The 25,189-nt window shown below is 66.6% G+C and carries 22 protein-coding genes and 1 tRNA gene; 8 read left to right on the forward strand and 15 right to left on the reverse strand.

Annotated features, from left to right (window positions below; genetic code table 11):
• Positions 1-155: 155 nt before the first annotated feature.
• A complete protein-coding gene (locus C882_RS13395) occupies positions 156-1,583 on the forward strand; it encodes an NAD-dependent succinate-semialdehyde dehydrogenase (RefSeq protein WP_009541158.1) in 1,428 nt (475 codons plus the stop codon).
• 54 nt (positions 1,584-1,637) lie between these two features.
• Here C882_RS13395 and C882_RS13400 read toward each other — a convergent pair whose 3' ends face one another.
• The 10 genes from C882_RS13400 to C882_RS13435 form a co-directional block, all read right to left on the reverse strand.
• Positions 1,638-1,958 carry a hypothetical protein gene (locus C882_RS13400; protein WP_009541159.1) on the reverse strand — a complete coding sequence of 107 codons (321 nt, stop codon included), beginning with the start codon at positions 1,956-1,958 and terminating at the stop codon, positions 1,638-1,640.
• Between the two features lie 412 nt (positions 1,959-2,370).
• A complete protein-coding gene (gene meaB / locus C882_RS13405; RefSeq protein WP_009541160.1) occupies positions 2,371-3,282 on the reverse strand; it encodes a methylmalonyl Co-A mutase-associated GTPase MeaB in 912 nt (303 codons plus the stop codon).
• Between the two features lie 202 nt (positions 3,283-3,484).
• A complete protein-coding gene (gene ppdK, locus C882_RS13410; RefSeq protein ID WP_009541161.1) occupies positions 3,485-6,163 on the reverse strand; it encodes a pyruvate, phosphate dikinase in 2,679 nt (892 codons plus the stop codon).
• A gap of 12 nt (positions 6,164-6,175) precedes the next feature.
• A complete protein-coding gene (gene glyS, locus C882_RS13415) occupies positions 6,176-8,527 on the reverse strand; it encodes a glycine--tRNA ligase subunit beta (RefSeq protein WP_009541162.1) in 2,352 nt (783 codons plus the stop codon).
• Between the two features lie 4 nt (positions 8,528-8,531).
• Positions 8,532-9,419 carry a glycine--tRNA ligase subunit alpha gene (locus C882_RS13420; protein WP_009541163.1) on the reverse strand — a complete coding sequence of 296 codons (888 nt, stop codon included), beginning with the start codon at positions 9,417-9,419 and terminating at the stop codon, positions 8,532-8,534.
• A 157-nt stretch (positions 9,420-9,576) separates the two neighbouring features.
• Positions 9,577-10,074 carry a DUF4411 family protein gene (locus C882_RS24000; RefSeq protein WP_083875876.1) on the reverse strand — a complete coding sequence of 166 codons (498 nt, stop codon included), beginning with the start codon at positions 10,072-10,074 and terminating at the stop codon, positions 9,577-9,579.
• Positions 10,074-11,246, reverse strand: coding sequence for an ImmA/IrrE family metallo-endopeptidase (locus tag C882_RS24005; RefSeq protein ID WP_083875878.1), 1,173 nt, complete (start codon positions 11,244-11,246; stop codon positions 10,074-10,076). Before C882_RS24005 ends, C882_RS24000 begins: the two co-directional genes overlap by 1 nt.
• A 97-nt stretch (positions 11,247-11,343) precedes the next feature.
• Positions 11,344-11,601, reverse strand: a complete 258-nt coding sequence (locus C882_RS13425; protein WP_009541164.1) for a hypothetical protein — start codon at positions 11,599-11,601, stop codon at positions 11,344-11,346.
• Between the two features lie 22 nt (positions 11,602-11,623).
• Positions 11,624-12,385, reverse strand: a complete 762-nt coding sequence (locus tag C882_RS13430) for a tRNA1(Val) (adenine(37)-N6)-methyltransferase (RefSeq protein WP_009541165.1) — start codon at positions 12,383-12,385, stop codon at positions 11,624-11,626.
• Complete coding sequence (locus C882_RS13435; protein WP_009541166.1) at positions 12,382-12,597, reverse strand: putative signal transducing protein; 216 nt, start codon at positions 12,595-12,597, stop codon at positions 12,382-12,384. The genes C882_RS13430 and C882_RS13435 overlap by 4 nt, the downstream gene beginning before the upstream one ends.
• 162 nt (positions 12,598-12,759) lie before the next feature.
• Here C882_RS13435 and C882_RS13440 point away from each other — a divergent pair, with 162 nt between their 5' ends.
• The 7 genes from C882_RS13440 to C882_RS13470 all read left to right on the forward strand — a co-directional run bounded on the left by C882_RS13440 (position 12,760) and on the right by C882_RS13470 (position 20,619).
• Positions 12,760-13,776, forward strand: coding sequence for a polyprenyl synthetase family protein (locus C882_RS13440; protein WP_009541167.1), 1,017 nt, complete (start codon positions 12,760-12,762; stop codon positions 13,774-13,776).
• Between the two features lie 402 nt (positions 13,777-14,178).
• Positions 14,179-14,255 (forward strand) — tRNA-Pro (locus C882_RS13445).
• Positions 14,256-14,611: 356 nt separating this feature from the next.
• Positions 14,612-15,730 (forward strand): TRAP transporter substrate-binding protein, encoded by a 1,119-nt coding sequence (locus C882_RS13450; protein WP_009541168.1) that lies wholly within the window; start codon positions 14,612-14,614, stop codon positions 15,728-15,730.
• A gap of 122 nt (positions 15,731-15,852) precedes the next feature.
• Entirely contained in the window at positions 15,853-16,449 is a 597-nt protein-coding gene (locus tag C882_RS13455) for a TRAP transporter small permease subunit (RefSeq protein WP_009541169.1), read from the forward strand.
• Positions 16,450-16,470: 21 nt separating this feature from the next.
• The gene (locus tag C882_RS13460; RefSeq protein ID WP_009541170.1) at positions 16,471-17,826 is read left to right on the forward strand and encodes a TRAP transporter large permease; all 1,356 of its coding nucleotides are present in this window, start codon (positions 16,471-16,473) and stop codon (positions 17,824-17,826) included.
• A gap of 167 nt (positions 17,827-17,993) precedes the next feature.
• Entirely contained in the window at positions 17,994-19,457 is a 1,464-nt protein-coding gene (gene guaB, locus C882_RS13465; protein WP_009541171.1) for an IMP dehydrogenase, read from the forward strand.
• Between the two features lie 214 nt (positions 19,458-19,671).
• Entirely contained in the window at positions 19,672-20,619 is a 948-nt protein-coding gene (locus C882_RS13470) for an NAD-dependent epimerase/dehydratase family protein (protein WP_009541172.1), read from the forward strand.
• Positions 20,620-20,646: 27 nt separating this feature from the next.
• Here C882_RS13470 and C882_RS13475 read toward each other — a convergent pair whose 3' ends face one another.
• The 5 genes from C882_RS13475 to C882_RS13495 all read right to left on the reverse strand — a co-directional run bounded on the left by C882_RS13475 (position 20,647) and on the right by C882_RS13495 (position 25,031).
• On the reverse strand, positions 20,647-21,042 hold the full coding sequence (locus C882_RS13475; protein ID WP_009541173.1) for a hypothetical protein: 396 nt from the start codon (positions 21,040-21,042) through the stop codon (positions 20,647-20,649).
• A gap of 130 nt (positions 21,043-21,172) precedes the next feature.
• A complete protein-coding gene (locus C882_RS13480) occupies positions 21,173-21,637 on the reverse strand; it encodes a MarR family winged helix-turn-helix transcriptional regulator (RefSeq protein WP_052000158.1) in 465 nt (154 codons plus the stop codon).
• Positions 21,638-21,649: 12 nt separating this feature from the next.
• Positions 21,650-22,354, reverse strand: a complete 705-nt coding sequence (locus tag C882_RS13485; RefSeq protein ID WP_009541175.1) for an ABC transporter ATP-binding protein — start codon at positions 22,352-22,354, stop codon at positions 21,650-21,652.
• On the reverse strand, positions 22,351-23,151 hold the full coding sequence (locus C882_RS13490) for an ABC transporter ATP-binding protein (RefSeq protein ID WP_009541176.1): 801 nt from the start codon (positions 23,149-23,151) through the stop codon (positions 22,351-22,353). Before C882_RS13490 ends, C882_RS13485 begins: the two co-directional genes overlap by 4 nt.
• Complete coding sequence (locus tag C882_RS13495; RefSeq protein ID WP_009541177.1) at positions 23,148-25,031, reverse strand: ABC transporter permease; 1,884 nt, start codon at positions 25,029-25,031, stop codon at positions 23,148-23,150. Before C882_RS13495 ends, C882_RS13490 begins: the two co-directional genes overlap by 4 nt.
• Positions 25,032-25,189: the final 158 nt, after the last annotated feature.

Here is a 25,189-nt window from a genome sequence, read left to right on the forward strand (position 1 = left end):
GCAAAAATTCGCGCCGGACCTGTCCTGGCGCCTTGACTGCCACGAAGCGGTTGCCAAGGCCTCCGCGCGGTTTCAAACTCCGCGGGCGCAACGGCCGGGCAGGACCGTTTTCGCCCATCAAGAACCGACCCATCGGATAGAACGAGGAGACCTCCATGTACATCGACGGCCAGTGGACCCAGGGCGAGTCGGGCGCCACCTTCGCGGTGACCAACCCGGCCACCGGCGAGGTGATCGACCGCGTGCCCGACGGGGGAGCGGCGGATGCCGCCGCCGCCATCGCCGCCGCCGAGGCCGCCTTCGCCGACTGGTCCCGCACCACGGCCTACCAGCGCTCCGCCTACCTCTACCGCGCCTGGCAGATCATGACGGAGCGCGCCGAGGACCTGGCGCGCACCATGTCCACCGAGCAGGGCAAGCCGCTGAAAGCCGCCCGCAACGAGGTCAAGTACGGCGCCGACTTCCTGCTGTGGTACGCGGAAGAAGCCAAACGCGTCTACGGCGAGACCATTCCGGCGCCGCGCGGCGACCAGCGCTTCATCGTGCTCAAGCAGGCGGTCGGCGTGGTGGCGGCGGTGACGCCGTGGAACTACCCCATCAGCATGATCACCCGCAAGGTCGGCCCGGCGCTGGCCGCCGGCTGCACCGTGGTGCTCAAGCCGGCGGAAGCGACGCCACTGTGCGCGGTGGAGATGTTCAAGGTGTTCCATGACGCCGGCCTGCCCAAGGGCGTGGTGAACCTGGTCACCGCCAGCGATCCCAAGCCCATCGGGGAAGAGTTCGTTTCCAACCCATTGGTGCGCAAGATCACCTTCACCGGCTCCACACCCGTCGGCAAGATGCTGGCGAGCCGCGCGGCGGCACAGATGAAGCGCGTCTCGCTGGAATTGGGCGGCCACGCACCGTTCATCGTGTTCGACGACGCCGACGCCGAGCACGCCGCCAAGGGGGCGAGCCTGGTGAAGTTCCTCAACACCGGGCAGGCGTGCATCTCGCCCAACCGCTTCTTCGTCCACCGCAGCAAGGTCGACCAGTTCCAGGACGTATTCGCCACCCGCGTCGCCAGGATGAAGGCGGGCTCGGGCCTGGAAGACGGCGTGCAGATCGGCCCCCTGGTCAACGAAGCCGCCGTCGCCAAGGTCGAGGATCAGGTCAACGACGCGGTCGCCAAGGGTGCGACCGCAGTCACCGGCGGCCGGCGGCTGACCGAGGGGGCGCTGGCGAAGGGCCACTTCTTCGCTCCCACCCTGCTGGCCGGTGTGACGCCCGAGATGAAGATCTACCGCGAGGAGACGTTCGGTCCGGTGGCGCCGGTCATTCCCTTCGATGACGAGGCCGAGGTGATGGCCATGGCCAACGACACGACCTACGGTCTGGCGGCCTACGTCTACACCCGCGACATCGGCCGGGCGTGGCGGGCCATGGAGGCGCTGCGGTTCGGCATCGTCGGCATCAACGACATCAACCCGACGGCCGCCGCCGCCCCCTTCGGCGGCATGAAGGAAAGCGGCCTGGGCCGCGAGGGCGGCCACGAGGGCATCGACGAGTACCTGGAGACCAAGCTCGCCGGGTTCTCGGTCTAGGTCAGCGGACCGGGAGTGCTGCCGTCGGGCGGCACTCCCACCGCCCTGCCCTGTTCAGTGCGCCGTTTCCGCCGCCGCGCCGCGGCAGGCGATGTTCAGCATTTCGCAGACCGTGCGGCCGTCGCCGCGTTCCAGGAACAGGCGGTAGCTGCCCAGCCGCGCGCCCAGTTCGCGGGCGAACTCGGCGGCCCGCTGGCGGGTGGGAAAGCGGTGGGCGTGGGGCTCGCCGTCGCGGTGGACGATCCAGTGACCCTCGAACCGGCGCACCCGCAGGACGGGGGCTTCCGGCGCGGCGGCTTCGGGGACAGTCGGCGGATCAGCAGGGGCGGGTGTGCTGTGAAGCATGACGGACACCTCGGCCAGGTTGAGCGGCACGGGTTAGTATCCGCCCCATGGGCGTAGAATTACACCCTTCGGTCAGTGTCGAAAGGCCGATTAAGAAACAGGCGTTGCACGTGCGCCACACATGGATGCAATTCGCGGAAAAGATATGGCGCCTTTGGTGGGCGTGGGGATGGACGCGACGTCAGCGGCAGGATGGCAGACGCCGGTCGCGGACTGCGGCCTGGAGTATGGAAAGACGTCGGTGACCCTTCCCCGACGGGCACGCGGCAGAATGGCCGGCATCGTACGCGGCTTCCTGCTTTCGCAGGAATGACGGGTCATTACATGTTGTAAAACGAAATCTTACAAAGGCCGTCGCCCCTGCAGAAGCGGCGGCCCACCAAAAAAATCGTCGGCCGCCCTTGCACCCCTTCAAATGGGCAAGAGCCGCCGCCGTCCCGCGTCACGCCAGCGCCTCCGACACCTCCGCCAGCCGCGCGAAGGGGCTGTCCGCACCCTCCAGCATCACCGGCGCCACTTTCTTCAGACCCTCGCGGCCGAAGCGTTCGCGGATGAACTCCTCCAGCCATTCCGTGGCCTGGGCGCGGCGGGTTTCGGCCAGCATGTGGCGGTCACGCAGGTGGGCGAGATGCCGGTCCATGGCGCCGATCACGCCGTCCACCCCCTGCTTGCGCATGCTGGAGATTTGCAGGACCGGGATCTCCCAGCCCTCCATGTCCGCCTCCGCCAGGGACAGGGCGCCGTGGACGTCGGCGGCGGCGCGCTCGGCGGCCGCGCCCATGTCCGCCTTGGTCACCAGGACGATGTGCGGAATTTCGGCGATGCCCGCCTTCATGAACTGCAGGCTGTCGCCCGAGCCCGGCTGGACGCAGAACACCACCGTGTCGGCCACGCGCACCACGTCGGTTTCCGACTGGCCGACGCCGACGGTTTCGATCAGCACCACGTCGAACAGCGCCCGCATGAGCACCATGCCGGCCACCGTCAGACCCGCCAGCCCGCCCAGACGGTCGCGCGCGGCCATGGATCGCACATAGACGCCCGTGTCCTCGGGGTCCGTCTGAAGCCGCGTGCGGTCGCCCAGCAGCGCGCCCTTGGACTTGCGCGACGACGGGTCGACGGCGATGACGCCCACCGTCCGCCCGTCCGCCCGCCAGCCGGCGATGAGCGCGTTGATGAGCGTCGATTTGCCCACGCCCGGCGGGCCGGTGATGCCGACCACATGGGCGCGCGGCGCCTTGTAGGCGTCGGAGAGCAGCTGGACAGTCTCCGGCGCGTCGGGCTTCGCCTCCACATGGGCGAGCGCGCGGGCCAATGCGGCCTTGCCGCCCGTCTGCAGGGTCTTCAGGTCCATCCGCCGTTCCCCCGGTGTGACAAGAGGTGAACCACCAAGACACCAAGGCACCAAGACGCCGTCGAGACGCCGTCCGGCCGCGCCAGCGGCACCAATCCTCCCGGTCGGCCTCGCCGATGAAAGGGAATGATGCCGCTGCGTATCAACGGGTACGGACTTCTTGGTGCCTTGGTGCCTTGGTGGTCAATAAAGCAACTAGTCCTTACGCCGTCTCGTCCTGGTGCCGGCCGAGCACCGCCTGCGCGGCGGCCAGGCGGGCGATGGGGACGCGGAAGGGCGAGCACGACACGTAGTCCAGCTTGTTCTTCTCGCAGAACCCGATGGACGCCGGATCGCCGCCGTGCTCGCCGCAGATGCCCAGCTTGATGTCGGGGCGGGTCTTGCGGCCGCGTTCGGCGGCCAGTTCCACCAGTTCGCCGACGCCGTTGATGTCCAGGCTGGCGAAGGGGTCCTTCTCGTAGATGCCCTTCTCGCGGTAGTACTGCAGGAACGGCCCGGAATCGTCGCGCGACATGCCCAGCGTGGTCTGGGTCAGGTCGTTGGTGCCGAAGCTGAAGAAGTGTGCCGTCTCGGCAATTTCGGCGGCACGCAGGGCGGCGCGCGGCAGTTCGATCATGGTGCCGACGATGTAGTCCACCGACGCGCCCGTCGCGTCGAACACCTCCTTCGCGGCGGTGTCGATGACGGCCCGCAGCAGGTCCACCTCCTTCTTGGAGCTGACCAGCGGAATCATCACTTCCGGCACCACCGTCTCGCCCGTGTCCTTGTGAACCTGGACGGCAGCCTCGAAGATGGCGCGCGCCTGCATCTCATAGATCTCGGGGAACGAGACGCCCAGCCGGCAGCCGCGCCAACCCAGCATGGGGTTGGTCTCGTGCAGTCGGGTGATGGCGGCGCGGATGGTCTCCGGCGACACCTCGGCTGCCTGGGCGACGTCGTCGATTTCCTCGTCCGTCGCGGGCAGGAACTCGTGCAGCGGCGGGTCCAGCAGGCGCACCGTCACCGGCAGGCCCTGCATGATCTCGAACAGCTCCACGAAGTCCTGGCGCTGGTAGGGCAGCAGCTTGTCCAGCGCCTTGCGGCGGCCGGCCTCGTCGTCGGCCAGGATCATCTGGCGCATGTGGATGATGCGCTTGGGATCGAAGAACATGTGTTCGGTGCGGCAGAGCCCGATGCCCTCCGCCCCGAACTTGCGGGCGGTCGCCGCGTCTTCCGGTGTTTCCGCGTTGGCGCGCACGCGCAGGCGGCGGATGCCGTCCACCCACTCCATGAGCGTGGCGAAGTCGCCGGTCAGTTCGGGCTGGATGGTGGCGACGGAGCCCAGGATCACCTCGCCCTTGGAGCCGTCGAGCGTGATGACGTCGCCCTCGCCCACCGTGCGGCCGCGGACCGTGAAGGTCTTGGCCTTGTAGTCGACGCGGATGTCGCCGGCACCGGCCACGCAGGGGCGGCCCATGCCGCGCGCCACCACGGCGGCGTGGCTGGTCATGCCGCCGCGCGTGGTCAGGATGCCCTCGGAGCAGTGCATTCCGCCGATGTCCTCCGGCGAGGTCTCCACGCGCACCAGGATCACCTTCTCGCCGCGCTTGACCCAGTCCTCGGCCTCGTCGGCGGAAAACACCACCTTGCCCGACGCGGCACCCGGCGACGCCGGCAGGCCCTTGGTCAGCACGTCCTTCTCGGCCTCGGGGTCGAGCATGGGGTGCAGAAGCTGGTCGAGCTGCGCCGGGTCGATGCGGTCGACGGCCTCGGTTTCGGAAATCAGGCCTTCGCGGCACATGTCCACGGCGATCTTGAGCGACGCCTTGGAGGTGCGCTTGCCCGTGCGGGTCTGGAGCATCCACAGCTTGCCGCTCTGGATGGTGAACTCCATGTCCTGCATGTCCTTATAGTGCGCTTCCAGCTTGGCGCGCACGTCGCACAGGCCGTTGAACAGCTCCGGCATGGTCTCTTCCATGGCCGGCAGGTCGGAGCCGTGGAGCTGCTTGCCGTGGATGGTCAGGTGCTGCGGCGTGCGGATGCCCGCCACCACGTCCTCGCCCTGGGCATTGACCAGGTACTCGCCGTAGAAGACGTTCTCGCCGGTGGACGGGTCGCGGGTGAAGCACACGCCCGTGGCGCAGTCCTCGCCCATGTTGCCGAAGACCATGGCCTGCACGTTGACCGCCGTGCCCCATTCGGCCGGGATGTCGTGGAGGCGGCGGTAGGTGACGGCGCGGTTGTTCATCCAGCTGCCGAACACCGCCCCGATGGCGCCCCACAGCTGTTCCTGCGGGTCTTCCGGGAACGGACGGCCGAGTTCTTCCTCCACGCGGGCCTTGAAGCGCGAGACTAGGTCCTTCCAATCGTCGGCGGAAAGATCGGTGTCCAGGTCGACGCCGCGATCATCCTTGAGGTCCTGGATCAGTTCCTCGAAATGGTGATGCTCCACCCCCAGCACCACGTCGCCGTACATCTGCACGAAGCGGCGGTAGCTGTCGTAGGCGAAGCGTTCGTCGTTGGACTGCCTGATGAGGCCCTTCACGGTGGTGTCGTTCAGGCCCAGGTTCAGCACCGTGTCCATCATGCCCGGCATGGACGCCCGCGCACCGGAGCGCACGGAGACCAGCAGCGGGTTGTCGGGGTCGCCGAAGCGCGCGCCCATCACCTTTTCCACCTGCGCCACGCCGTCGGCCACCTGCTCTTCCAGGCCCGCCGGATAGGTGCGGTCGTTCTGCGTGAAGTGGGTGCAGACCTCGGTGGTGATGGTGAAGCCGGCCGGGACCGGCACGCCCAGGGAGGACATTTCCGCCAGGTTGGCGCCCTTGCCGCCCAGCAGGTTCTTCATGTCGGCACGGCCCTCGGCCTTTCCGTCGCCGAAGGTGTACACCCACTTGCTCATGATCGTCGTTCCCTAGCCTTCGATCTTGCTGAAATCGGCCACCTCGCCCATCACCGCGGTAATGCGGGAGAGCAGGCGCAGACGGTTCTCACGCAGCTTGGAGTCTTCCGCGTTGACGGTGACGTCGTCGAAGAAGGCGTCCACGGGCGCGCGCAGGCGGGCGAGCGCCGCCATGGCGTTTGCGAAATCCTCCTCCGCGATCGCCTGCCGGGCGGCGGGCTCCACGCTGTCCAGTGCGGCGGCCAGCGCCTGCTCCTGGGGGAGCGCGAGCGCATCGGCATTAACCGCGCCGGAGTAGGATACGCCGTCCTTCTTTTCTTCGATGCGAAGAATATTAGAAGATCGCCGATACGCCACCAGCAGGTTGGCGCCGTCCTCGGTCTCCAGGAAGCCCGACAGCGCGTCGACGCGGGCCAGCAGGCGCACCAGATCGTCCTCCCCGCCCAGCGCGAAGACGGCGGTGACGAGGTCGTGCCGCACGCCCTGCTCGCGCAGGTGGACCTTCAGGCGGTCGGCGAAGAAGTCGAGGAAGTCGGAGACGTAACTCTTGATCTTTGCATCAAAATACTCACCAGCCCTTCCTCGCTCTCCAGCATCTTCGGAGAAAAGCCTCATCAGGTTTTCATAAAATTGCCGTAGGAGGCGAGAAGAAATGTTTTGCGCCGCTTCATATTCTTCCTCAGGAATCTCCAAAGCCCTAGATGCAACGATCAGTTGCCGCTCAAGCTCCGTCCCCTTGATCAGCACAGAGGGAGGGGTCTCAAGCCACATCTCCCCGTAGGACTCAGGAGATCCAGCTCCGATTCCAGGATTTGAAGCGTCGGTTGCAATTTCATGCAACAAGCACTCGATGTGCGCCAATAGGGCGTGCCGAGCGATCTGCCCCAAACTGATCCGAAGATTGTTTTCACGGATCAATCTAATGACACCCAACGCAGCCCGGCGAAGCGCATACGGGTCCTTCGACCCCGTCGGCTTCTGGTCAATCGCCCAGAAGCCCGCCAGGGTGTCGATCTTGTCCGCCAGCGCGACGGCCACCGACACCATCGCCTGCGGGCACTCGTCGTTCGGCCCAAGCGGCGAGTAGTGCGACGCGATGGCGTCCGCCACCGCCGGGGCCTCGCCGTCGTGCAGAGCGTAGTAGCGGCCCATGATGCCCTGAAGCTCGGGGAACTCGCCCACCATGCCCGTCGGCAGGTCCGCCTTGCACAGCGCCGCCGCCCGGTCCACCAGCTCCAGCTGGTTGGCGGAGATCATGGGGGCGGCGATCTCTCCGGCCAGCTTGCGGATGCGCTGGACCTTGTCGTACTCCGTGCCCAGCTGGGCGTGGAAGACGCGGTCCTTCAGGCCGTCGACCCGCTTTTCCAGCGGCTGCTTGCGGTCCTGGTCCCAGAAGAACTTGGCGTCCGAGAGCCGCGCGCGCAGCACGCGCTCGTTGCCCGCGATGATGGCCTGGCCGCCGTCCTCGGCGATCATGTTGGAGACCACCACGAAGCGCGGCGCCAGCGCGCCGTCCTTGGTGTTGACCGAGAAATACTTCTGGTGGCTGCGCATGGAGGTGGTCAGCACCTCCTCGGGCACGTCCATGAACTCGTCGTCGATGCGGCCCATCATGACCACCGGCCATTCGACCAGCCCCATGACCTCGCGCAGCAGGCCCTCGTCCTCCTTCAGCTTCAGGCCCTCGGACTCGCAGAGGCGCTGGGCTTCGGTGCGGATGACGCGGCGGCGCTCCTCGGGGTCGAGCATGACGTAGGCGCTGGTCAGCTTCTCGCGGTAGCTGTCAAAGTCGCCCACCGGGAAGGGCTCGGGCGCGAGGAAGCGGTGCCCCTCGGTCTCCGCCCCGGCCTTCACGCCGGCGTATTCCACGTCGATCTGGCGGCCGTTCAGCAACGCCACGATGCGGTGCAGCGGGCGCACCCAGCGCGTCGGGTTGGTGCCCCAGCGCATGGACTTGGGCCACGGCAGGTTCGCCAGAGCCTCGACGATGATCTCGGGCAGGACCTCGATGGTCTCCCGCCCCTTCTTCTCGATGACGGCGAAGTAGACCGGCCCCTTGGGCGTGTCGCGCTGTTCGCACTGGTCGAGCGTCAGGCCGGTGGCGCGCAGGAAGCCCTCGATGGCCTTTTCCGGCGCGTCGACCTTGGGGCCCTTGCGCTCTTCCTTCACGTCGGGCTGGCTGAGCGGCAGCCCCTCCATCACCACCGTCAGGCGGCGCGGGGTGACGAAGCAGCGCGGGTTCTCGGGCGTGATGCCGGCCTTCTCCAGGCCCTTGACCAGCAGGGTCTTGAGGTCCTCGGCGGCCTTGGCCTGCATGCGGGCGGGGATTTCTTCCGAGAAGACTTCCAGCAGGAATTCGGTCATCGGATCAGCCCTCCGCCACGGCATGGCCACGGCTGGCGAGCCAGCCCTCGCAGCACGCCTTCGCCAGCGCGCGGACGCGGCCGATGTAGGCGGCGCGCTCGGTGACGGAGATCACGCCGCGCGCGTCCAGCAGGTTGAAGCGGTGGCTGGCCTTGATGCACTGGTCATAGGCCGGCAGGGCCAGCTTGGCGTCGATGAGCCGCTGGCACTCGGCCTCGGCATCCTTGAAGTGCTGGAACAGCATGTCGGTGTCGGCGTGCTCGAAATTGTGCTTGGAGTATTCCACTTCCGCCTGATGGAAGATGTCGCCGTACTTCACGCCGCGGCCGTTGAAGTCCAGGTCGTAGACGTTCTCCACCCCCTGGATATACATGGCGAGGCGTTCCAGGCCGTAGGTCAGCTCCACCGCGACCGGGTCGCACTCGATGCCGCCGACCTGCTGGAAGTAGGTGAACTGGGTGACCTCCATGCCGTCGCACCAGACCTCCCACCCCAGGCCCCAGGCGCCCAGCGTCGGGCTTTCCCAGTCGTCCTCCACGAAGCGGATGTCGTGCATGTCGGGGTCGATGCCGAGCGCGCGAAGGCTGTCGAGGTACAGCTCCTGCGCATTGGCCGGCGAGGGCTTCATGATGGTCTGGAACTGGTAGTAGTGCTGAAGCCGGTTGGGGTTCTCGCCGTAGCGGCCATCGGTGGGCCGGCGCGAGGGCTGCACGTAGGCGGCGTTCCAGGTCTCGGGACCGAGCGCCCGCAGGGTGGTGGCGGGATGGAAGGTGCCCGCGCCGACCTCCATGTCGTAGGGCTGGAGGATGACACACCCCTTGTCGGCCCAGAACTGCTGGAGGGTCAGGATCAGGTCTTGGAAACTGCGGCGTTGGCTGCCGGGAACGGCCATGGGACTCGGTCTCTTCGAAGCCAGGTGGAAAAGGAGGCTAGAAGCTACCGACCGAGGGGGCGGGATGCAAGCGGGGGGTGGGGGCTTGTAGCGTAACGTTATGCCCAGCACGACTGGAACTGTCGCGCCAAAGTCTACTCGGGACTGCGGGTCAATTTCAGGCTGCAGCAAAGTAGAAGGAACATGCTTTCTCACGGAGTAGAGCGTACGTGTCGCAAAACGGAACACCAAAATCGCGGCATACGTTGGGAAGCGGCACCTTCCTTTTGGACTCAGCGTTGAACACCTCATGTGTCACAACGGAAGCTCCAGTAATAGAAGCTTTTGCTACAAGCCATGGATCAGCACCTGATAAAAAGTGCCGCTTGGCATGTGGCTTGTAACTGCTCGCATTCACAGAGGCCACCACTTGCCGAAACGCCTGCTGCGTTTTGTCGTCGGAGACATCAAGGAACCACTGCCCACCGCGACGGGCCTTAACCCAGGTCGCTAGGTCGTCGTTGCCCCCGATGAGTTCGTCCCGAACCCGGTCTATCGAGCAGACGTCGCCGCCCGTCACCACATGATCCATCCAGGCCCAGAAACCCGGACAGATATCAAAGGCATAATATCTGTTCTTGGCCTCTATGAACACATTGGCATCAAGCAGGAACATTAGGCATCCCCCACCACTTGTAAGCTATAGGCCTTTTGCAACGTCTTGGGCTTCATGTTAAGCAATGCCCCAGCATCACGCAAAAGCAAGCGGCCAGACATCGCAGAACCTAGCACCGCACGAACAAACGGCCCACCATTCCGCACATTGGAAGTTCTGTAATAGTCGCCGCCGCCTTCAGACTGGTCGCGCGCTCTGCGCCACCTCTGCATCTCAGCGCGATAAAACGCATTTACATCGTCTTGTTCGACGAGCCCAAGCCCCTTAGCTCGAATCGCCGCCACTATGCCACTTACCTTGAAGTGCTTAGCGCAAACGAAGGTGTTCTCATTCATGGAGGCTTCGAGCCTCCAAGTCTGAAGAAACTCCTCTCGAGGAGTCAAAAACTGCTCAGCCACGGAATTACAAAGCTTTTCCAGCCTTGCATGTGCCGCGCGCCCGCCACCTGCGGTGAAAGGATTGGAGATTCCGTCCTTGCCCAGCCATATATGAGCAATTTCGTGGATTAGCGTGAATACTTGCGCGCTTGGAGCATCGCGGCCGTTGATAAATACTGTAGGCAACACAGGATCGCTTACCGCAAAACCCCGGAATACCTCAGCGCTTAACGGCCGGCGGTTGTTAGCTCCCACGACGCCATTTCGCAGGACCCAAACGCCTTGATCCTCAGCCAACCGAACAAGAACACGCAGGTAATCATCAGCATTTTTTGCTTGAAGCCTGTTCGCTACCGAGTAGCCGAGTGTTTTTTTTATATCGGCCACAATGGTATCGGCCGGCGCTGTAGCGGGAAAACGGCCAACATAAGGGCGAGGCTTTGCTCCCTGCTCTAGGCGAAAATCCTTAAACCACTCAAATTTGAAAAGGACGTCACTTAACGCATCGCGGAAATCCCCATCCAAATCAGGAGGAGGAGCACCAACCGTCGTCCGAAGATCGGGAATCGGTAGCTCTTCACGGGGAGGATGATCAAGAAAAAGCGCGCCGAATGGAACATGCGTTACACTTGCGATTTTTTCAGCCTGCTTGAACGTCGGACGCGCATCCCCGCTTTCCCAAGCGAGAATTTTTTCGTCAGGAACGTTAAGCTTGGATGCAAAATCACCGCAGGAAAGCCCAGCACGCTCTCGTGCCCAACTGATCATCGCGGGGGTGATAAGAGCTTCGGCCATGAGCTTTAGCCTGAATGGGCTCCTCTAACTTGACTTTCGCCGCAAGAATGGCACCACTACAAAACAAAAGCAATATAGCTCTCGCAATAGTCGCGCATCACCCCTTCCCACAACCACACTCCGTCCCCTTCGGCACATACGCCCCACACTTCGGGCACTGCTCCAGGTCCTCGACCACCGGCCCGTTGCCGCGTTTTTCCATCGTCGCCCGCACGGCCTCGCGCGCCGAGCGGGCGGCGCGTTCGGAGACGCTTTCGCGTGGCGTGCCGGTCATCTGCTGGTGGCGGCGCTGGATGGTCTTGAACATCCACCACACGACCACGACCACCAGAATCGTGAACAGAATCTTCGTCAAGCTAAGCCCCATCATGCCAGTGTTATGACCGCCTCCGATCCGTCGCGTCCAGGAAAAGCGCCGCACCCTCGCGCAGCACCGCCTCCGCCGCATCCGTGTACTTGGTCTCCGTCCCGTGCAGCACCAGCCCGGCGTGCAGCGTGGCCGGAGACCGCACGCCCTTGCGCGCCCGCACGATCACCCGCCGCGCCGGATCGCCCGCGTGGCTCCATATAGGGATGATGGAGACCGCTCCGCAGCGCCCCGCCAGGCCGGCGATCACGTCGTCCACCCGGTCGGCCCGCTGGATGATCGTGATCCACCCCCGCGCGCGCAACAGATAAAGACACCCCCGCAGCCAGTCCTTCAGGTCCACGTCGCCCTCCATGTGGGCCGTGGCCTTGGCGGGGTCGGGCGGCGGGGTGCCTCCGGCGGCGTAGGGCGGGTTGGTGAGCACGTGGTCCACCGAGTCGGGGGGAAAGGGCGGACGGCGGACGTCGCCCGTCACCACCTCGGCGGCGATCTCGTTCAGCACGGCGTTGCGGTGGGCGATGGCGGCGATCTCGGGCCGCACCTCCAGCCCCAGGAACCGCCCCCGCCCGACCCGCCGGGCCAGCGCCAGCAGGGCCGCGCCGGTGCCCACGCCCACGTCCAGCACCGTCTGCCCCGCCATCATCGGGCAGGCGGCGGCGAGCAGGATGGGGTCGACGGCGGCGCGGTAGCCGCTGGCGGGCTGCATCAGGCGCAGGCGGCCGCCGAGCATGCGGTCCTCGGTCAGGTCGGGAATGGGCGGCGGCGGGCTCACTCCCCGGCCTCGGAGCGCAGGGCGCGCAGGATGGAGTCGGCGCGCCAGGCGTCTTCGTCGGCCACCATCAGGCGGCGCGGCAGGACACCCAGCGAGCCCTCGGCGATGCTGGTGTAGGCGTCGAACACCAGGGGCTCGATGTCCGCCTCGGCCAGCGCCGCCTGGAGCGCCGACAGCAGCACCGGATCGTTGGTCCGCAGGATTTCCTTCACCGTGCCTCCCGAAATACCCCCGGCCCGCGCAAGGAAACCGGCGCGACGCCCCGGTAGCGCTTGACCCTGTGCGAAAGCCGCTTCTATTCTCCCGGCGCGCGAGCGGCCGCGCTCAACCCCCGGACCGCGTCCCGCCGCTGACCTTATAGTATAGGAACGATCGTGGAAGAGAACCAGAAGCCGAAGGCCGCGCCCCTGGACGCCCTCGTGGCGCTGGTGAAGGACGACCTGGACGCCGTCAACCGCACCATCGTCGAGCGCATGGACAGCCCCGTGGCGCTGATCCCGCAGCTGGCCGGCCACATCGTCGCCGCCGGCGGCAAGCGTCTGCGCCCGCTGCTGACGCTCGCCAGCGCCCGGATGTGCGGCTACGACGGCGTCGCGGAAGGCCAGATGCGTCACGTCAACCTGGCGACCTGCGTGGAGTTCATCCACACCGCCACCCTGCTGCACGACGACGTGGTGGACGAAAGCGCCCTGCGGCGCGGCAAGCAGTCGGCCAACGCAGTGTGGGGCAACCAGGCCAGCGTGCTGGTGGGCGACTTCCTGTTCTCCCGCGCCTTCGAGCTGATGGTGGAGGACGGCAGCCTGAAGGTGCTGGCGATCCTGTCGCGCGCATCGTCCGTGATTGCCGAGGGCGAGGTCGCCCAGCTCATCACCACCAACGACACCGACACCGACGAGGCCGCCTATCTGGGCGTCGTCCAGGGCAAGACGGCGGAACTGTTCGCCGCCGCCTGCCAGGTGGGCGGCGTGGTGGCCGAGCAGGACGAGACGCGCGAGAAGGCTTTGCGCGACTACGGCATGGCGCTGGGCATCGCCTTCCAGTTGGTGGACGACTTCCTCGACTATTCCGCCAAGCAGGAGGCGCTGGGCAAGACGGTCGGCGACGACTTCCGCGAGGGCAAGCTGACGCTGCCGGTCATCCTGGCGTTCCAGCGGGGCTCGGAAGAGGAGAAGACCTTCTGGCGCCGCTGCCTGGAGGACATGGACCAGACCGACGCCGACCTGGCCCACGCCATGGACCTGATGCGCGCCCACGGCAGCCTGGACGAGACCCTGACGCGCGCCCGCGACTACGGCGCCCAGGCCCGCGCCGCGCTGGAGGTATTCCCCGACAGCCCGGTGCGCCAGTGCCTGCTGGACATCGTTGATTTCACGGTGGAGCGGGCTTATTAGTCGGCCCCTCAGGCGCCGGGCGCGCGCTGACCGCGGGCTTGGCTCACGTGCCTGACCGGCGCGGGGTCGCAGTCGCGACCCTATTCGCCCTTTTCGATCACCTTGATCGACAAGGGCTCCAGTCGGCCCCTCAGGCGCCGGGCGCGCGCTGACCGCGCGCTTGGCTCACGCGCCTGACCGGCGCGGGGTCGCGGTCGCGACCCTGTTCGCCCTTTTCGATCACCTTGATCGACAAGGGCTCCAGTCGGCGGCTTGAATTTGGTCCTTTCGGGCTCCCTCTCATCGCGGGGGAGCCCGCGGGGGACCCCGTTGGTCCCCCTCGGTTTTCCTTACCATTTTCCCGCAAAAAACCTCTTGCAAAGGCCCGGTCCGGGGGTCTATATACCGGGCCTCCAAGGCGAACGGAGTGTAGCTCAGCCTGGTAGAGCACTGTCTTCGGGAGGCAGGGGCCGGAGGTTCGAATCCTCTCACTCCGACCATGTAAAAGGGCGTCGATCCAAAGGGTCGGCGCCCTTTTTCCATATCGGCGCCGCCCATGCCCTTTCCCGGACCATGGCAACACGCCGTCCGGGGCCGGAAACCGGCCGAGGGCGGGGCCACATGAACCGGGCGCACGGAAATCTCGTTTCCGCTTTCATCCAATGGTTTAATCGTGCGCAGGACGCCGCTGCCGTGCATACGGCGCTTGTGCGGGGGGGCCACTTTGGCTAGCCTGAGTGCGCCACTACGGTATTGGTAAGGGGACGGGCTGTCCGTTGGGTGGACCCGCCTCGCCGCAAGATTGCTAAACGGCCGGCCAACGGCCGGCTTAACGCGACCAGGGAGGAAATACTTTATGCTCAAGCGAGTGACGAAGCACGCGCTGGCCATCGGCGTGGCCGCCGCGGTGACCGCCGGCGTGACGGCCGGCGCCCAGGCGCAGGACAAGGTGCGCTGGCAGATGACCATGGGCTTCCCGTCCACGCTGCCCGCCCTGGCCGACACCGGCCCGTGGGTCGCCGAGCAGCTGGACAAGATGTCGGGCGGCAACATCGATCTGCGCGTCTTCGAACCGGGCAAGCTGGTCAAGGGCACCGAGGTCTACGACGCCGTCAGCTCCGGCAAGGTCGACTCGGGCTACGTCTGGGCCGGCTACGAGATCGGCAAGCTGCCGGCCTCCGCCCTGTACGGCGCCGTGCCGTTCGGCATGGAACCGGCGCAGTTCGCCGCCTGGATGCTCGAAAAGGGCGGCCAGGAAATGATGGAGGAGATCTACGCGCCCCAGAACATCGTTCCGCTGTTCTGCGGCACGATCTCGCCGGAATCCGCCGGCTGGTTCACCTTCCCTCTGGAAAGCCTGGATCAGGTCGAGGGCCTGAAGATCCGCTTCGCCGGCCTGGGCGGCGAAATCCTGCAGAAGCTGGGCGCATCGGTCACCCTGCTGCCGGGATCGGAGCTGTTCGAGGCGCTGGAGAAGGGCGTCATCGACGCCACCGAATTCTCGCTGCCGGTGGTGGATGAGCAGCTCGGCTTCTACAAGGTGGCCAAGTTCTACCACCTGCCGGGCTGGCACCAGCCGTCCACCAACCAGTACCTCTACATCAACAAGGAAAAGTGGGACGCCCTGGACGACCAGACCCAGGCCATGTTCCGCACCGCCTGCACCGCCGGCGTCGCCAAGTCGATCGCCCGTGCCGAGGGCACGCAGGGCGCCGCCCTGCAGCGCCTGCAGGAAGAGCACGGCGTCGAGGCCGTCGAGGTCCCCGAAGAGGTCCTGGTCGAGCTGAAGAAGGCCGCCAACGAGGTCATGGCCGAGTACTCCGCCAAGGACGAGAACTTCAAGCGCGTCTACGACAGCATGACGGCGTTCATGGCCGAGAACGCCCAGTGGCACCGCATGGGCTACCTGCCGCGTGACTGGCGCGCCAACCACCCCGAGCTGTACGGTGACGACGCCGCCACCACCGGCAACTGATCGGGTCTCCGATCAGGGGTGAAGACGCCTGACCACCGGTGGCCGGCGCATGCGTCGGCCACCGCCTTTTCCCCTCATCCGGGCGGGGCCGGCTGCCCCGTCGCCTCTACAGCGGAGTCTCCATGAGCGCCAAGCCCGTGGACCGCCAGGACAACGCCGGCGATCACGACGCCCTGCCGGCCGACTTCAACCTGCCGCGCACGCGCGTCTCCAACGTGCTGGACAAGTTCGTGCGGGCGATCGGCCGCGCGACGGCGTGGCTTTGGGTCCTCCTGGTCCTGGTCATCGTCTTGCAGGTGGCCCTGCGCTACCTCTTCAACATGGGCTCCATCCAGTTGGAGGAGCTGCAGTGGCATATCTATGCCGTCGGGTTCATCCTGGGCCTGTCCTACTGTCTGGTGGAGGACCGGCACGTCCGCGTCGACGTCATCGCCGAGCGGCTGCGCCCCAAGACCCGCGCCTGGATCGAGATGCTGGGGCTGACATTCCTGCTGCTGCCGTTCCTGACGACGATCCTGATCCAGTCGGTGCCCTACATCTGGTCCAGCTTCATCCAGAGCGAGACGTCGGCCGCCCCCGGCGGCCTGCCGTACCGCTGGATTCTGAAGTCCTTCATGTTCTGGGGCTTCCTGCTGCTCATCATTGCCGCCCTCGCTCGCTTCCTGCGGTGTACGGCATTCATCTTCGGGCTGCCGCGCCCGATCTGGCCGCGTGACTAGGGCTGAGGCAGGGGAAGAATCGTGGAACAATTTGAAATCATCGTCATCCTCCTGCTGCTCAGCTTCATCACGCTGATCTTCACGGGGTTTCCGCTGGCGTGGGTGCTGGGCGGCGTGTCCTTCCTGTTTACCGTCATCGCCTTTGCCCTGGCGGACTGGTTCAACGTCGACACCTACTTCCTGCGCAGTTGGGACGACTTCGCGGTCATCGTCGACCGCATCTATGCGCAGATGTCGAGCTGGGTGCTGGTCGCCCTGCCCATGTTCATCTTCATGGGCCTGATGCTCGACCGGTCAGGCGTGGCCGAGCGCCTGATGAAAAGCTTCGCCAAGCTGTTCGGCGGCCTGCGCGGCGGCCTGGCCATCACCGTGATCCTCATCGGCGTGCTGCTGGCGGCGTCGACGGGCATCGTCGGGGCGTCGGTGGTGCTGCTGTCCATGCTGGCCCTGCCCATCATGCTGGAGAAGAACTACTCCAAGCCCCTGATGACGGGCGTCGTGGCGTCGTCGGGCACGCTGGGCATCCTGATCCCGCCGTCGATCATGCTGGTCATCATGGCCGACCAGTTGTCGCTGCCCGTCGGCACGCTGTTCATGGGCGCGGTCTTCCCGGGCCTGCTGCTGGGCGTGTGCTATGTGCTTTATGTGGTCGGCGTCGGCCTGTTCAATCCCAGCGCCGCCCCCGCCCCGGCCCAGCACGAGCGCATCACCTGGGCCGACGTGTGGGACACGGTGCTGGCCGTCATTCCGCCCTTCGGCCTGATCCTGGCCGTGCTGGGCACCATTTTCTTCGGCATCGCCACGCCGACGGAGGCCTCGGGCATCGGCGCCATGGGCGCGACCCTTCTGGCGGCCGCCAACAAGCGCCTGAACATGGACGTCATTCGCCAGGTGGCGCGCGAGACCTCGCTGACCACGGCGTTCATCTTCGGCATCTTCCTGGGTGCGACGGCGTTTGCGCTGGTCATGCGGTCCCTGGGCGGTGACGAGTTTATCGGCGATCTGCTCAAGGGCCTGCCCTTCCCCGACTGGGGCGTGGTGGCCTTCATCCTGTTCGTCGCCTTTATTTCCGGCTTTTTCCTGGACTGGCTGGAGATCAGCCTGATCATCCTGCCGCTGGTGGCGCCGGTGGTGGAGGCCCTGGGCTATGACCTGGCGTGGTTCACGGTGCTGTTCGCCGTGTGCCTGCAGACCAGCTTCCTGACGCCGCCCGTCGGCTTCTCGCTGTTCTACCTGAAGGGCGTGGCGCCGCCGGGGATCGAGATCCAGCACATCTACAAGGGCGTCATTCCCTTCGTGCTGATCCAGATTTTCGTGCTGGTGATGGTCTTCCTGTTCGAGGACATCGTCATGTGGCTGCCGGGACAGATGTATTAAGGTTTCAGCCCCTTAACGCCCGCAGTCAGACGCCCCGCCCGGCCTTCCGGCGCGGGGCGTCGCTTTTCCCGGCCGGTGCATGGCAGATGGCATTTTACGGTTGCTTGAGGCGGGGCGGGTTCTGTGTATATTGGCGGGCACCCTGATCAGTCCCCCTGCGAGGTGCCATGTCCTTCCCCGAAGCCCTGACGTTCGACGACGTCCTGCTGGTCCCGGCCGCCAGCGAGGTCCTGCCGGCCACCGCCGACGTCAAGACCCGCCTGACCCGCGGCGTCACCCTGAACATCCCGCTCATGTCCGCCGCCATGGACACCGTGACCGAGAACGCGCTTGCCATCGCCATGGCGCAGATGGGCGGCATCGGCGTCATCCACAAGAACATGGACATCGAGCAGCAGGCCGAGGAAGTCCGCCGCGTCAAGCGCTACGAGTCGGGCATGGTCGTCAACCCGCTGACCATCTATCCCGACGCCACGCTGTCCGACGCCCTGCAGATGATGGCCGACAACCGCATCTCCGGCATTCCGGTGGTGGAGCGCGGCTCCGACAAGCTGGTGGGCATCCTGACCAACCGCGACGTCCGCTTCGCCTCCGACATGGCGCAGCCCGTCGCCAGCCTGATGACCAGCGACAACCTGGTCACCGTGCGCGAGGGCGTCACCCAGGACGAGGCAAAGCGGCTGCTGCACAAGTACCGCATCGAGAAGCTGCTGGTGGTCGACGACGCCTACCGCTGCATCGGGCTTGTGACCGTCAAGGACATCGAGAAGTCGACCACCTACCCGCACGCCTCCAAGGACCCGTCAGGCCGCCTGCGGGTGGCCGCCGCCACCGGTGTCGGCAAGGACGGCCTGGCCCGCGCCGAGGCCCTGCTGGCCGCCGGCGTCGACGTCATCACGGTCGACACGGCCCACGGCCACTCCGCCGGCGTCATGACGGCGGTGCGCGAGATCAAGCGCATCTCCAACGAGGCCCAGGTCATCGCCGGCAACATCGCCACGCCCGAGGCCGCCAAGGCCTTGATCGAGGCGGGCGCCGATGCCGTGAAGGTGGGCATCGGCCCCGGTTCCATCTGCACCACGCGCATCGTGGCCGGTGTCGGCGTGCCGCAGCTGACGGCCATCATGGAAGTGGTGCAAGAGGCCCGCAAGCACGGCGTGCCGGTCATCGGCGACGGCGGCATCAAGTTCTCGGGCGATTTCGCCAAGGCCATCGCCGCGGGGGCGGATTGCGTCATGGTCGGCAGCCTGCTGGCCGGCACCGACGAGGCCCCCGGCGAGGTGGTCCTGTTCCAGGGCCGCAGCTACAAGGCCTACCGCGGCATGGGGTCGGTCGGCGCCATGGCGCGCGGCTCGGCCGACCGCTATTTCCAGCAGGAAGTCAGCGACAACCTCAAGCTGGTGCCGGAAGGCATCGAGGGCCGCGTCCCCTACAAGGGTCCGGCCGGCGGCGTCGTCCACCAGCTGGTCGGCGGCCTGAAGGCGGCCATGGGCTACACCGGCAACGCCACCATCGCCGACATGCAGCGCAACTGCCAGTTCCGCCGCATCTCCAACGCGGGCCTGAGCGAGAGCCACGTCCACGACGTCTCCATCACCGCCGAGGCGCCGAACTACCGCATCAGCCGGTAAGCGCCGCGCTCAAGCTTGCACCGAAGGGAGGGTGTCCGGACCACGTCCGGGCACCCTTTTTCGTGGCCGGTGCCCCAGGGGGTAACACGCCTGCCCGCCGCCGCCCCGCCGCCTGGAGCAATGATCGGGCCGGCGCCCCGTGTTACCTGGAGAGACACGGGGAAAGACATGCCAGGGGCCGCCCCGCGCGGGGCGGAAACCTAGCGGGCACGGCATGGCATCATATCTCATCACCGGCGGCGCCGGCTTTATCGGCTCCCACCTGGCCGACGCGCTATTGGCCGCCGGCCACCGGGTCCATGTGCTGGACGACCTGTCCACGGGGCGGCGCGGGAACCTTCCGGCGGACGCCTGCCTGACGGTGGCGGACGTGAACGACGACGCCGCGCTGGATGCCATCGCGGCCGACGGGCTGGACGGCTGTTTTCACCTGGCCGCCGTGGCGTCGGTGCAGCGCTGCAACGAGGAGTGGGTCGCGACCCACGACGTGAATCTTCGCGGCACGATTTCGGTGCTGGAGGCCGCGCGACGCTTCGGCTTTCCCGTCGTCTACGCCTCGTCCGCCGCCGTCTACGGCGACTGCGACCGGCTGCCCCTGCGCGAGGACGACGCCCCCACCCGTCCGCTGACGGCCTACGGCGCCGACAAGCTGGGATCGGAATTACATGCCCGCGTCGCCGGCGTCGTGCACGGCGTGTCCACCTTCGGGCTGCGGTTCTTCAACGTTTTCGGGCCGCGCCAGGACCCCGCATCGCCTTACTCCGGCGTCGTCAGCATCTTCGCCGACCGCCTGGCCCGCAACGAGCCGGTGACCATCCACGGCGACGGCGGCCAGTCGCGGGACTTCGTGTATGTGGGAGACGTGGTCCGCGCCCTTGTGGCGGCCCTGCGCAAGGCGGACGTCAGCGCCCCCGTCGCCAACGTCTGCACCGGCCGCGCCACCACCGTGCGGACCCTGGCGGAGACACTGGCGACCCTGACCGCCAGCACCGCCGCCATCTCAACGGGGCCGGCGCGGACCGGCGACATCCGCCATTCCCTGGGCGACCCGGGGGTGATGGCGCACGCACTGGGCGTAACCGCCGACGTTTCGCTGGCCGACGGCCTGGGCGCCCTGTTGAGCCACGCCTCTCCCGGCCGCCCGCCGATTCCCGCCGAGTAGGGTTTGGGTTGGGGGCGCTCCGTTCGCCTACTGGGTGGCGGGCTGTCCGGCATCGGCCGACGGGCGGATGCGGGAGACGACCTCGCAGGCCCCCTTGCCCTGAGCCGGGATCACGCTGCCCATGTCCACCACGTGCCGGCTGTGCACCGCCCGCAGCGACGGTCGAAGAATGGTGGTGAAGGTGATCGGCGTGCCCGCACGGTCGTTCTCGATCACTACCAGCGCCGCGTCCGTACGCACCAGCGTCCCCCGGTTGCCGATGCCCGGCGCCAGTCCGACGCGCACGCGATCGGGCTCGGACATGCGGATATACAGGTCCGGCAGGGTGTCGAAGGAACAGCGGTATTCGGTGACGGCAGCGTCCGCGGCGGCGGGCGCGAGAACAAGGCCAAGAGCAACAGCGGCGGCGGCACGACGGAACATCAAGATTCTCCGCAACGAAACAGGTCGACCAGAACCGCTTCATTATCGGAGGCGCAAGAGACTCCGCCCATTCCCCTGCCGTCGGCCATGCCCTGCCGAAAGGATTACATTCAGGTTACCGGATACCGTTTCATGTGAGTTTTGCGAGAAGCCGCATGAAGTGTGCCTTTTCTTCCGCCGACAGCGGGTCCAGCGTGCGGCCGGAAATGTCCAGCGCCGCCGGAAACAGGCGCTCGACCAGGGCCCGCCCCGCCTCGGTCAGGGCGACCAGGTGCATGCGCCGGTCGGCGGGGCTGTCGGTCTTGTCGACCAGCCCGCGCGCCTTCAGCCGTGTGACCACGCCCTTGATGGTGGCGACGTCCATGGCCGTCTGCCGCCCCAGGCTGTTCTGCGAGCACGGCCCCACCTGGTGCAGCTTCGCCAGGGCGGCGAACTGCATGGGCGTCAGGTCTTCGGACATGTGCGCGGAAAAGATGGTCAGGTGCCGCTGCTGGGCCTTGCGCAGCAGGAACCCCACCTGGACGTCCAGGCTGTAACCGGCCGGCGCCTCGGGCGCGTCGGTAAGGGTTTCGGTATCATCGTCCCGGATCGTCATGGCCACTCACATTCACACCGCAAGGTAGGCGTCCCGCACCTGCGGGTTCGCCTCCAGTTCGTCCATGGTGCCTTCATAGCGGATGCGGCCTTTCTCGATGATGTACGCCCGGTCGGAGATCAGCCGCGCGAAATGGAGGTTTTGTTCCGACAGGATGATGGTCAGGCCCTGGCGCTTCATTTCCGTCAGGGCCTCCGCCATCTGCTCGACGATCTTGGGGGCGAGACCCTCGGACGGTTCGTCCAGCAGCACCAGCGACGGGTTGCCCATGAGGGTGCGCGCGATGGTGAGCATCTGCTGCTCCCCGCCCGACATCTGCCCGCCGGGGCGCTTGCGCATCTCGGCCAGGTTGGGAAACAGGGTATAGAGCATGTCGGGCGTCCAGGTGGGCGCGCCCTCGCGCGGGGGCTGGCGGCCGACCATCAGGTTTTCCTCCACCGTCAGGTCGGTGAAGATGCGCCGGTCCTCTGGCACGTAGCCGAGGCCGAGCCGCACGATCTCGTGCGCCTTCCTGCCGCTGACCGTGGTGCCGTCGAACACGATGTCGCCGGTGATGCCCGGCACCAGCCCGACGATGCTGGCGAAGGTGGTCGTCTTCCCCGCCCCGTTGCGGCCGAGGAACGCCACCACCTCGCCGTGGCCGACTCGGGCGTGGACGTCGAACAGGATGTGGGCACGGCCGTACCAGGTGTTCAGGTGATGGATTTCCAGCTTCATTCGCCAGCCTCCGCCCGCGGGGTTGCGTCCGCGCCCTTTTCCTTGCCGTAGACCGCACCGGTGCCCAGGTAGACCGCCTGGACGTCGGGGTTGTTGCGCACCTCCGCCGGGGTGCCTTCCACGATCAGCCTGCCGCGATCGAGCACCATCACCCGGTCGGCGTGGCCGAAGACGACGTCCATGTCGTGCTCGGTGAACAGCACCGAGACGCCGCGCGACTGCACCACGCGGGCGACCAGCTCCATGAGCTGCACGCGCTCCTGCGGGGCCATGCCAGCCGCCGGCTCGTCCATGAGCAGCACGCGCGGATCGTTGGCGAGCGCGATGGCAAGCTCCATGCGCTTGAGGTCGCCATAGGCCAGCATCCCGCAGGCACGCCCCGACTGGTCCTCCATGCCCACCAGTTCCAGCAGGTCATAGGCCTCGTCCTTGTAGAGTGCGCCGGCGAAGGGAAGCATGGCGCGCAGGCGCCGGTGGTGGGAGATCAGCGCCATCTGGACGTTCTCGATCACCGTCATGGAGGTGAAAGTGGCGGTGATCTGAAACGTCCGCCCCACCCCCAGCCGCCAAACCTTGCGCGGCGGCAGGCCCAGGATTTCCGCCCCGAAAAGGCGGATGGAGCCGCCGTCGGGCTTCAATTGCCCGTTCAGCATGTTGAAACAGGTGCTCTTGCCCGCGCCGTTGGGGCCGATGAGCGCCAGCATTTCCCGTTCGCGCAGGGCGAACGACACGCCGTCGACGGCCTTCACGCCGCCGAAGGCCTTGGCGAGGTCGCGGACTTCCAGTGCGTCCGTCATGCCGTGCCCTCCCGCGCCGGTTCCTCGTCACGGCCGTCCCGGTCGGAGAGCAGCGGCTGCACGCGGCGCTGCCAGAAGCCGACGATGCCCTCGGGGAAGGCCACCACCAGCACCACGATCAGGCCGCCCAGGATCAGCTTCCACAGGTCGGTCTCGCTGGTCATGTAGATGGACAGCGCCTCATAGACCGCCGCCCCCACCACCGGGCCGGCGACCGTCTGGATGCCGCCCAGCAGCACCATCACCAGCCCGTCGACGGATGTGGGGATCGCCAGCACGTCGGGGAACACGCTGCCTTTCAGGTAGGCGTAGAGCACGCCCGCGAACCCGGCGAAGGACCCTGCGAGCGTGAAGCATAGCCATTGCAGCGACATGCGGTTCATGCCGATGCTTTCCGCCCGCAGCACCGAATCCCGACAGCCGCGCACGGCATAGCCGAAGGGCGCGAAGACGATGCGGCGGATGGCGAGGATGCCCAGCGTCACGATGCCGAGCGTCAGGTAGTAGAACACCATGGGATCGCTCGCCCAACTGCTCGGCCAGATACCCAGGATACCGTTGTCGCCGCCCGTCACCTCGTACCATTGGAAGACGATGGACCAGACGATCTGGGCGAAGGCGAGCGTCAGCATCGCGAGATACACCCCCGACAACCGCACGCAGAACCACCCGAACAGCGCCGCCCCGGCCACCGCCAGCAGCGGCCCGGCCCAAAGCCCCACCTCCATGGGCGCGCCGGTGAAGCGCACCAGCAGGGCGGCGCCGTAGGCTCCGAGTCCGAAGTACGCCGCGTGGCCGAAGCTCACCATGCCGCCGACGCCCATCATCAGGTGCAGGCTCGCGGCGAACAGGACGAAGATCAGGATTTCGGTGGAGACCGCCAGCAGGTAGTTGCCCGCGAACACCGGCAGCAGGGCCAGCACCAGCAAAAGCCCCAGCGACAGGTTCCGCCCCCGCGCGCCCAGGCGCTTCCAGGGCTGGAGCGCGGTGCCGACGGCCGCCCGCGCCGCCCCCTCGGGCTTGCCAAGCAGTCCCCAGGGGCGCACCACGAGGACGACCGCCATCACCAGGAACACCAGCACGAGGCTGATCTTGGGGAAGAGCAGGATGCCGAAGGCGTTCAGCTCGGCAATGATGAAGGCGGCCAGGAAGGCGCCGAACACGTTGCCGAGGCCGCCGATCACCACGATCACGAAGGCTTCCACGATGATCTGAAGGTCCATCATGTGGTGCACCGCCTCGCGCGGGATCTGCACTGCGCCGCCGAGCGCCGCCAGGAAGATGCCCAGCGTGAAGACCGACGTGAACAGCCACGCCTGATTCACGCCCAGCGCCGCGACCATGGTGCGGTCCTGCGTGGCGGCGCGCACCAGCACGCCCCAGCGCGTCTTGTGGAACAAGAGCCACAGCCCCGCCAGCACGATGGGGCCGAGGGCAATGAGCATCAGGTCATAGGCAGGGAACAGCTGCCCGAAGATGTTCACCGCCCCCTCCAGCCCCGGCGCGCGGGGGCCGAGCAGGTCCTCCGGCCCCCAGATCAGCACCACCAGGTCCTCGACCATCAGCGTCAGGCCGAAGGTGGCGAGCAGCTGGAACAGCTCCGGCGCCTCGTAGATGCGGCGGAGCAGCGTCATTTCCACCAGCGCGCCGAGTGCTGCGACGATGACGGCCGCCAGCGGCAGCGCCACCCAGAAGCCGAGCGGCCCGGTGAGCGTCGTCGTCAGCGTGTAGGCGACGTAGGCGCCCAGCATGTAGAAGGCGCCGTGGGCGAAGTTCACGATGCGGGTGACGCCGAAGATGATCGACAACCCGCTCGCCACCAGGAACAGCGCCGAGGCGCTGGCGAGCCCGTTGAGGAACTGGACGAACAGGAAATCCACCGGCGGGTCCTTTTCACGCTGAGAGCAAGGCGGCAAGGTGGTGCGGCAAGCGGCAGGGTGGCTGGCAGCGGAGGTGGATTCCTGCTTTCGCAGGAATGACGGGTGTTTTCTTTCTCTAGAACAGTTACTTAGGAAAACCCGTCACCCCTGCGAAGGCA

It is taken from the genome of Caenispirillum salinarum AK4, assembly GCF_000315795.1.
Taxonomy (GTDB): Bacteria; Pseudomonadota; Alphaproteobacteria; order Rhodospirillales; family Rhodospirillaceae; genus Caenispirillum; species Caenispirillum salinarum.

Coding starts and splice junctions, on each gene's coding strand:
- C882_RS13395 (WP_009541158.1), top strand. CDS start 156: ATGTACATCGACGGCCAGTGGACCCAGGGCGAGTCGGGCGCCACCTTC.
- meaB (WP_009541160.1), bottom strand. CDS start 3,282: ATGGACCTGAAGACCCTGCAGACGGGCGGCAAGGCCGCATTGGCCCGC.
- ppdK (WP_009541161.1), bottom strand. CDS start 6,163: ATGAGCAAGTGGGTGTACACCTTCGGCGACGGAAAGGCCGAGGGCCGT.
- glyS (WP_009541162.1), bottom strand. CDS start 8,527: ATGACCGAATTCCTGCTGGAAGTCTTCTCGGAAGAAATCCCCGCCCGC.
- C882_RS13420 (WP_009541163.1), bottom strand. CDS start 9,419: ATGGCCGTTCCCGGCAGCCAACGCCGCAGTTTCCAAGACCTGATCCTG.
- C882_RS24000 (WP_083875876.1), bottom strand. CDS start 10,074: ATGTTCCTGCTTGATGCCAATGTGTTCATAGAGGCCAAGAACAGATAT.
- C882_RS24005 (WP_083875878.1), bottom strand. CDS start 11,246: ATGGCCGAAGCTCTTATCACCCCCGCGATGATCAGTTGGGCACGAGAG.
- C882_RS13450 (WP_009541168.1), top strand. CDS start 14,612: ATGCTCAAGCGAGTGACGAAGCACGCGCTGGCCATCGGCGTGGCCGCC.
- C882_RS13455 (WP_009541169.1), top strand. CDS start 15,853: ATGAGCGCCAAGCCCGTGGACCGCCAGGACAACGCCGGCGATCACGAC.
- guaB (WP_009541171.1), top strand. CDS start 17,994: ATGTCCTTCCCCGAAGCCCTGACGTTCGACGACGTCCTGCTGGTCCCG.
- C882_RS13470 (WP_009541172.1), top strand. CDS start 19,672: ATGGCATCATATCTCATCACCGGCGGCGCCGGCTTTATCGGCTCCCAC.
- C882_RS13475 (WP_009541173.1), bottom strand. CDS start 21,042: ATGTTCCGTCGTGCCGCCGCCGCTGTTGCTCTTGGCCTTGTTCTCGCG.
- C882_RS13480 (WP_052000158.1), bottom strand. CDS start 21,637: ATGACGATCCGGGACGATGATACCGAAACCCTTACCGACGCGCCCGAG.
- C882_RS13485 (WP_009541175.1), bottom strand. CDS start 22,354: ATGAAGCTGGAAATCCATCACCTGAACACCTGGTACGGCCGTGCCCAC.
- C882_RS13490 (WP_009541176.1), bottom strand. CDS start 23,151: ATGACGGACGCACTGGAAGTCCGCGACCTCGCCAAGGCCTTCGGCGGC.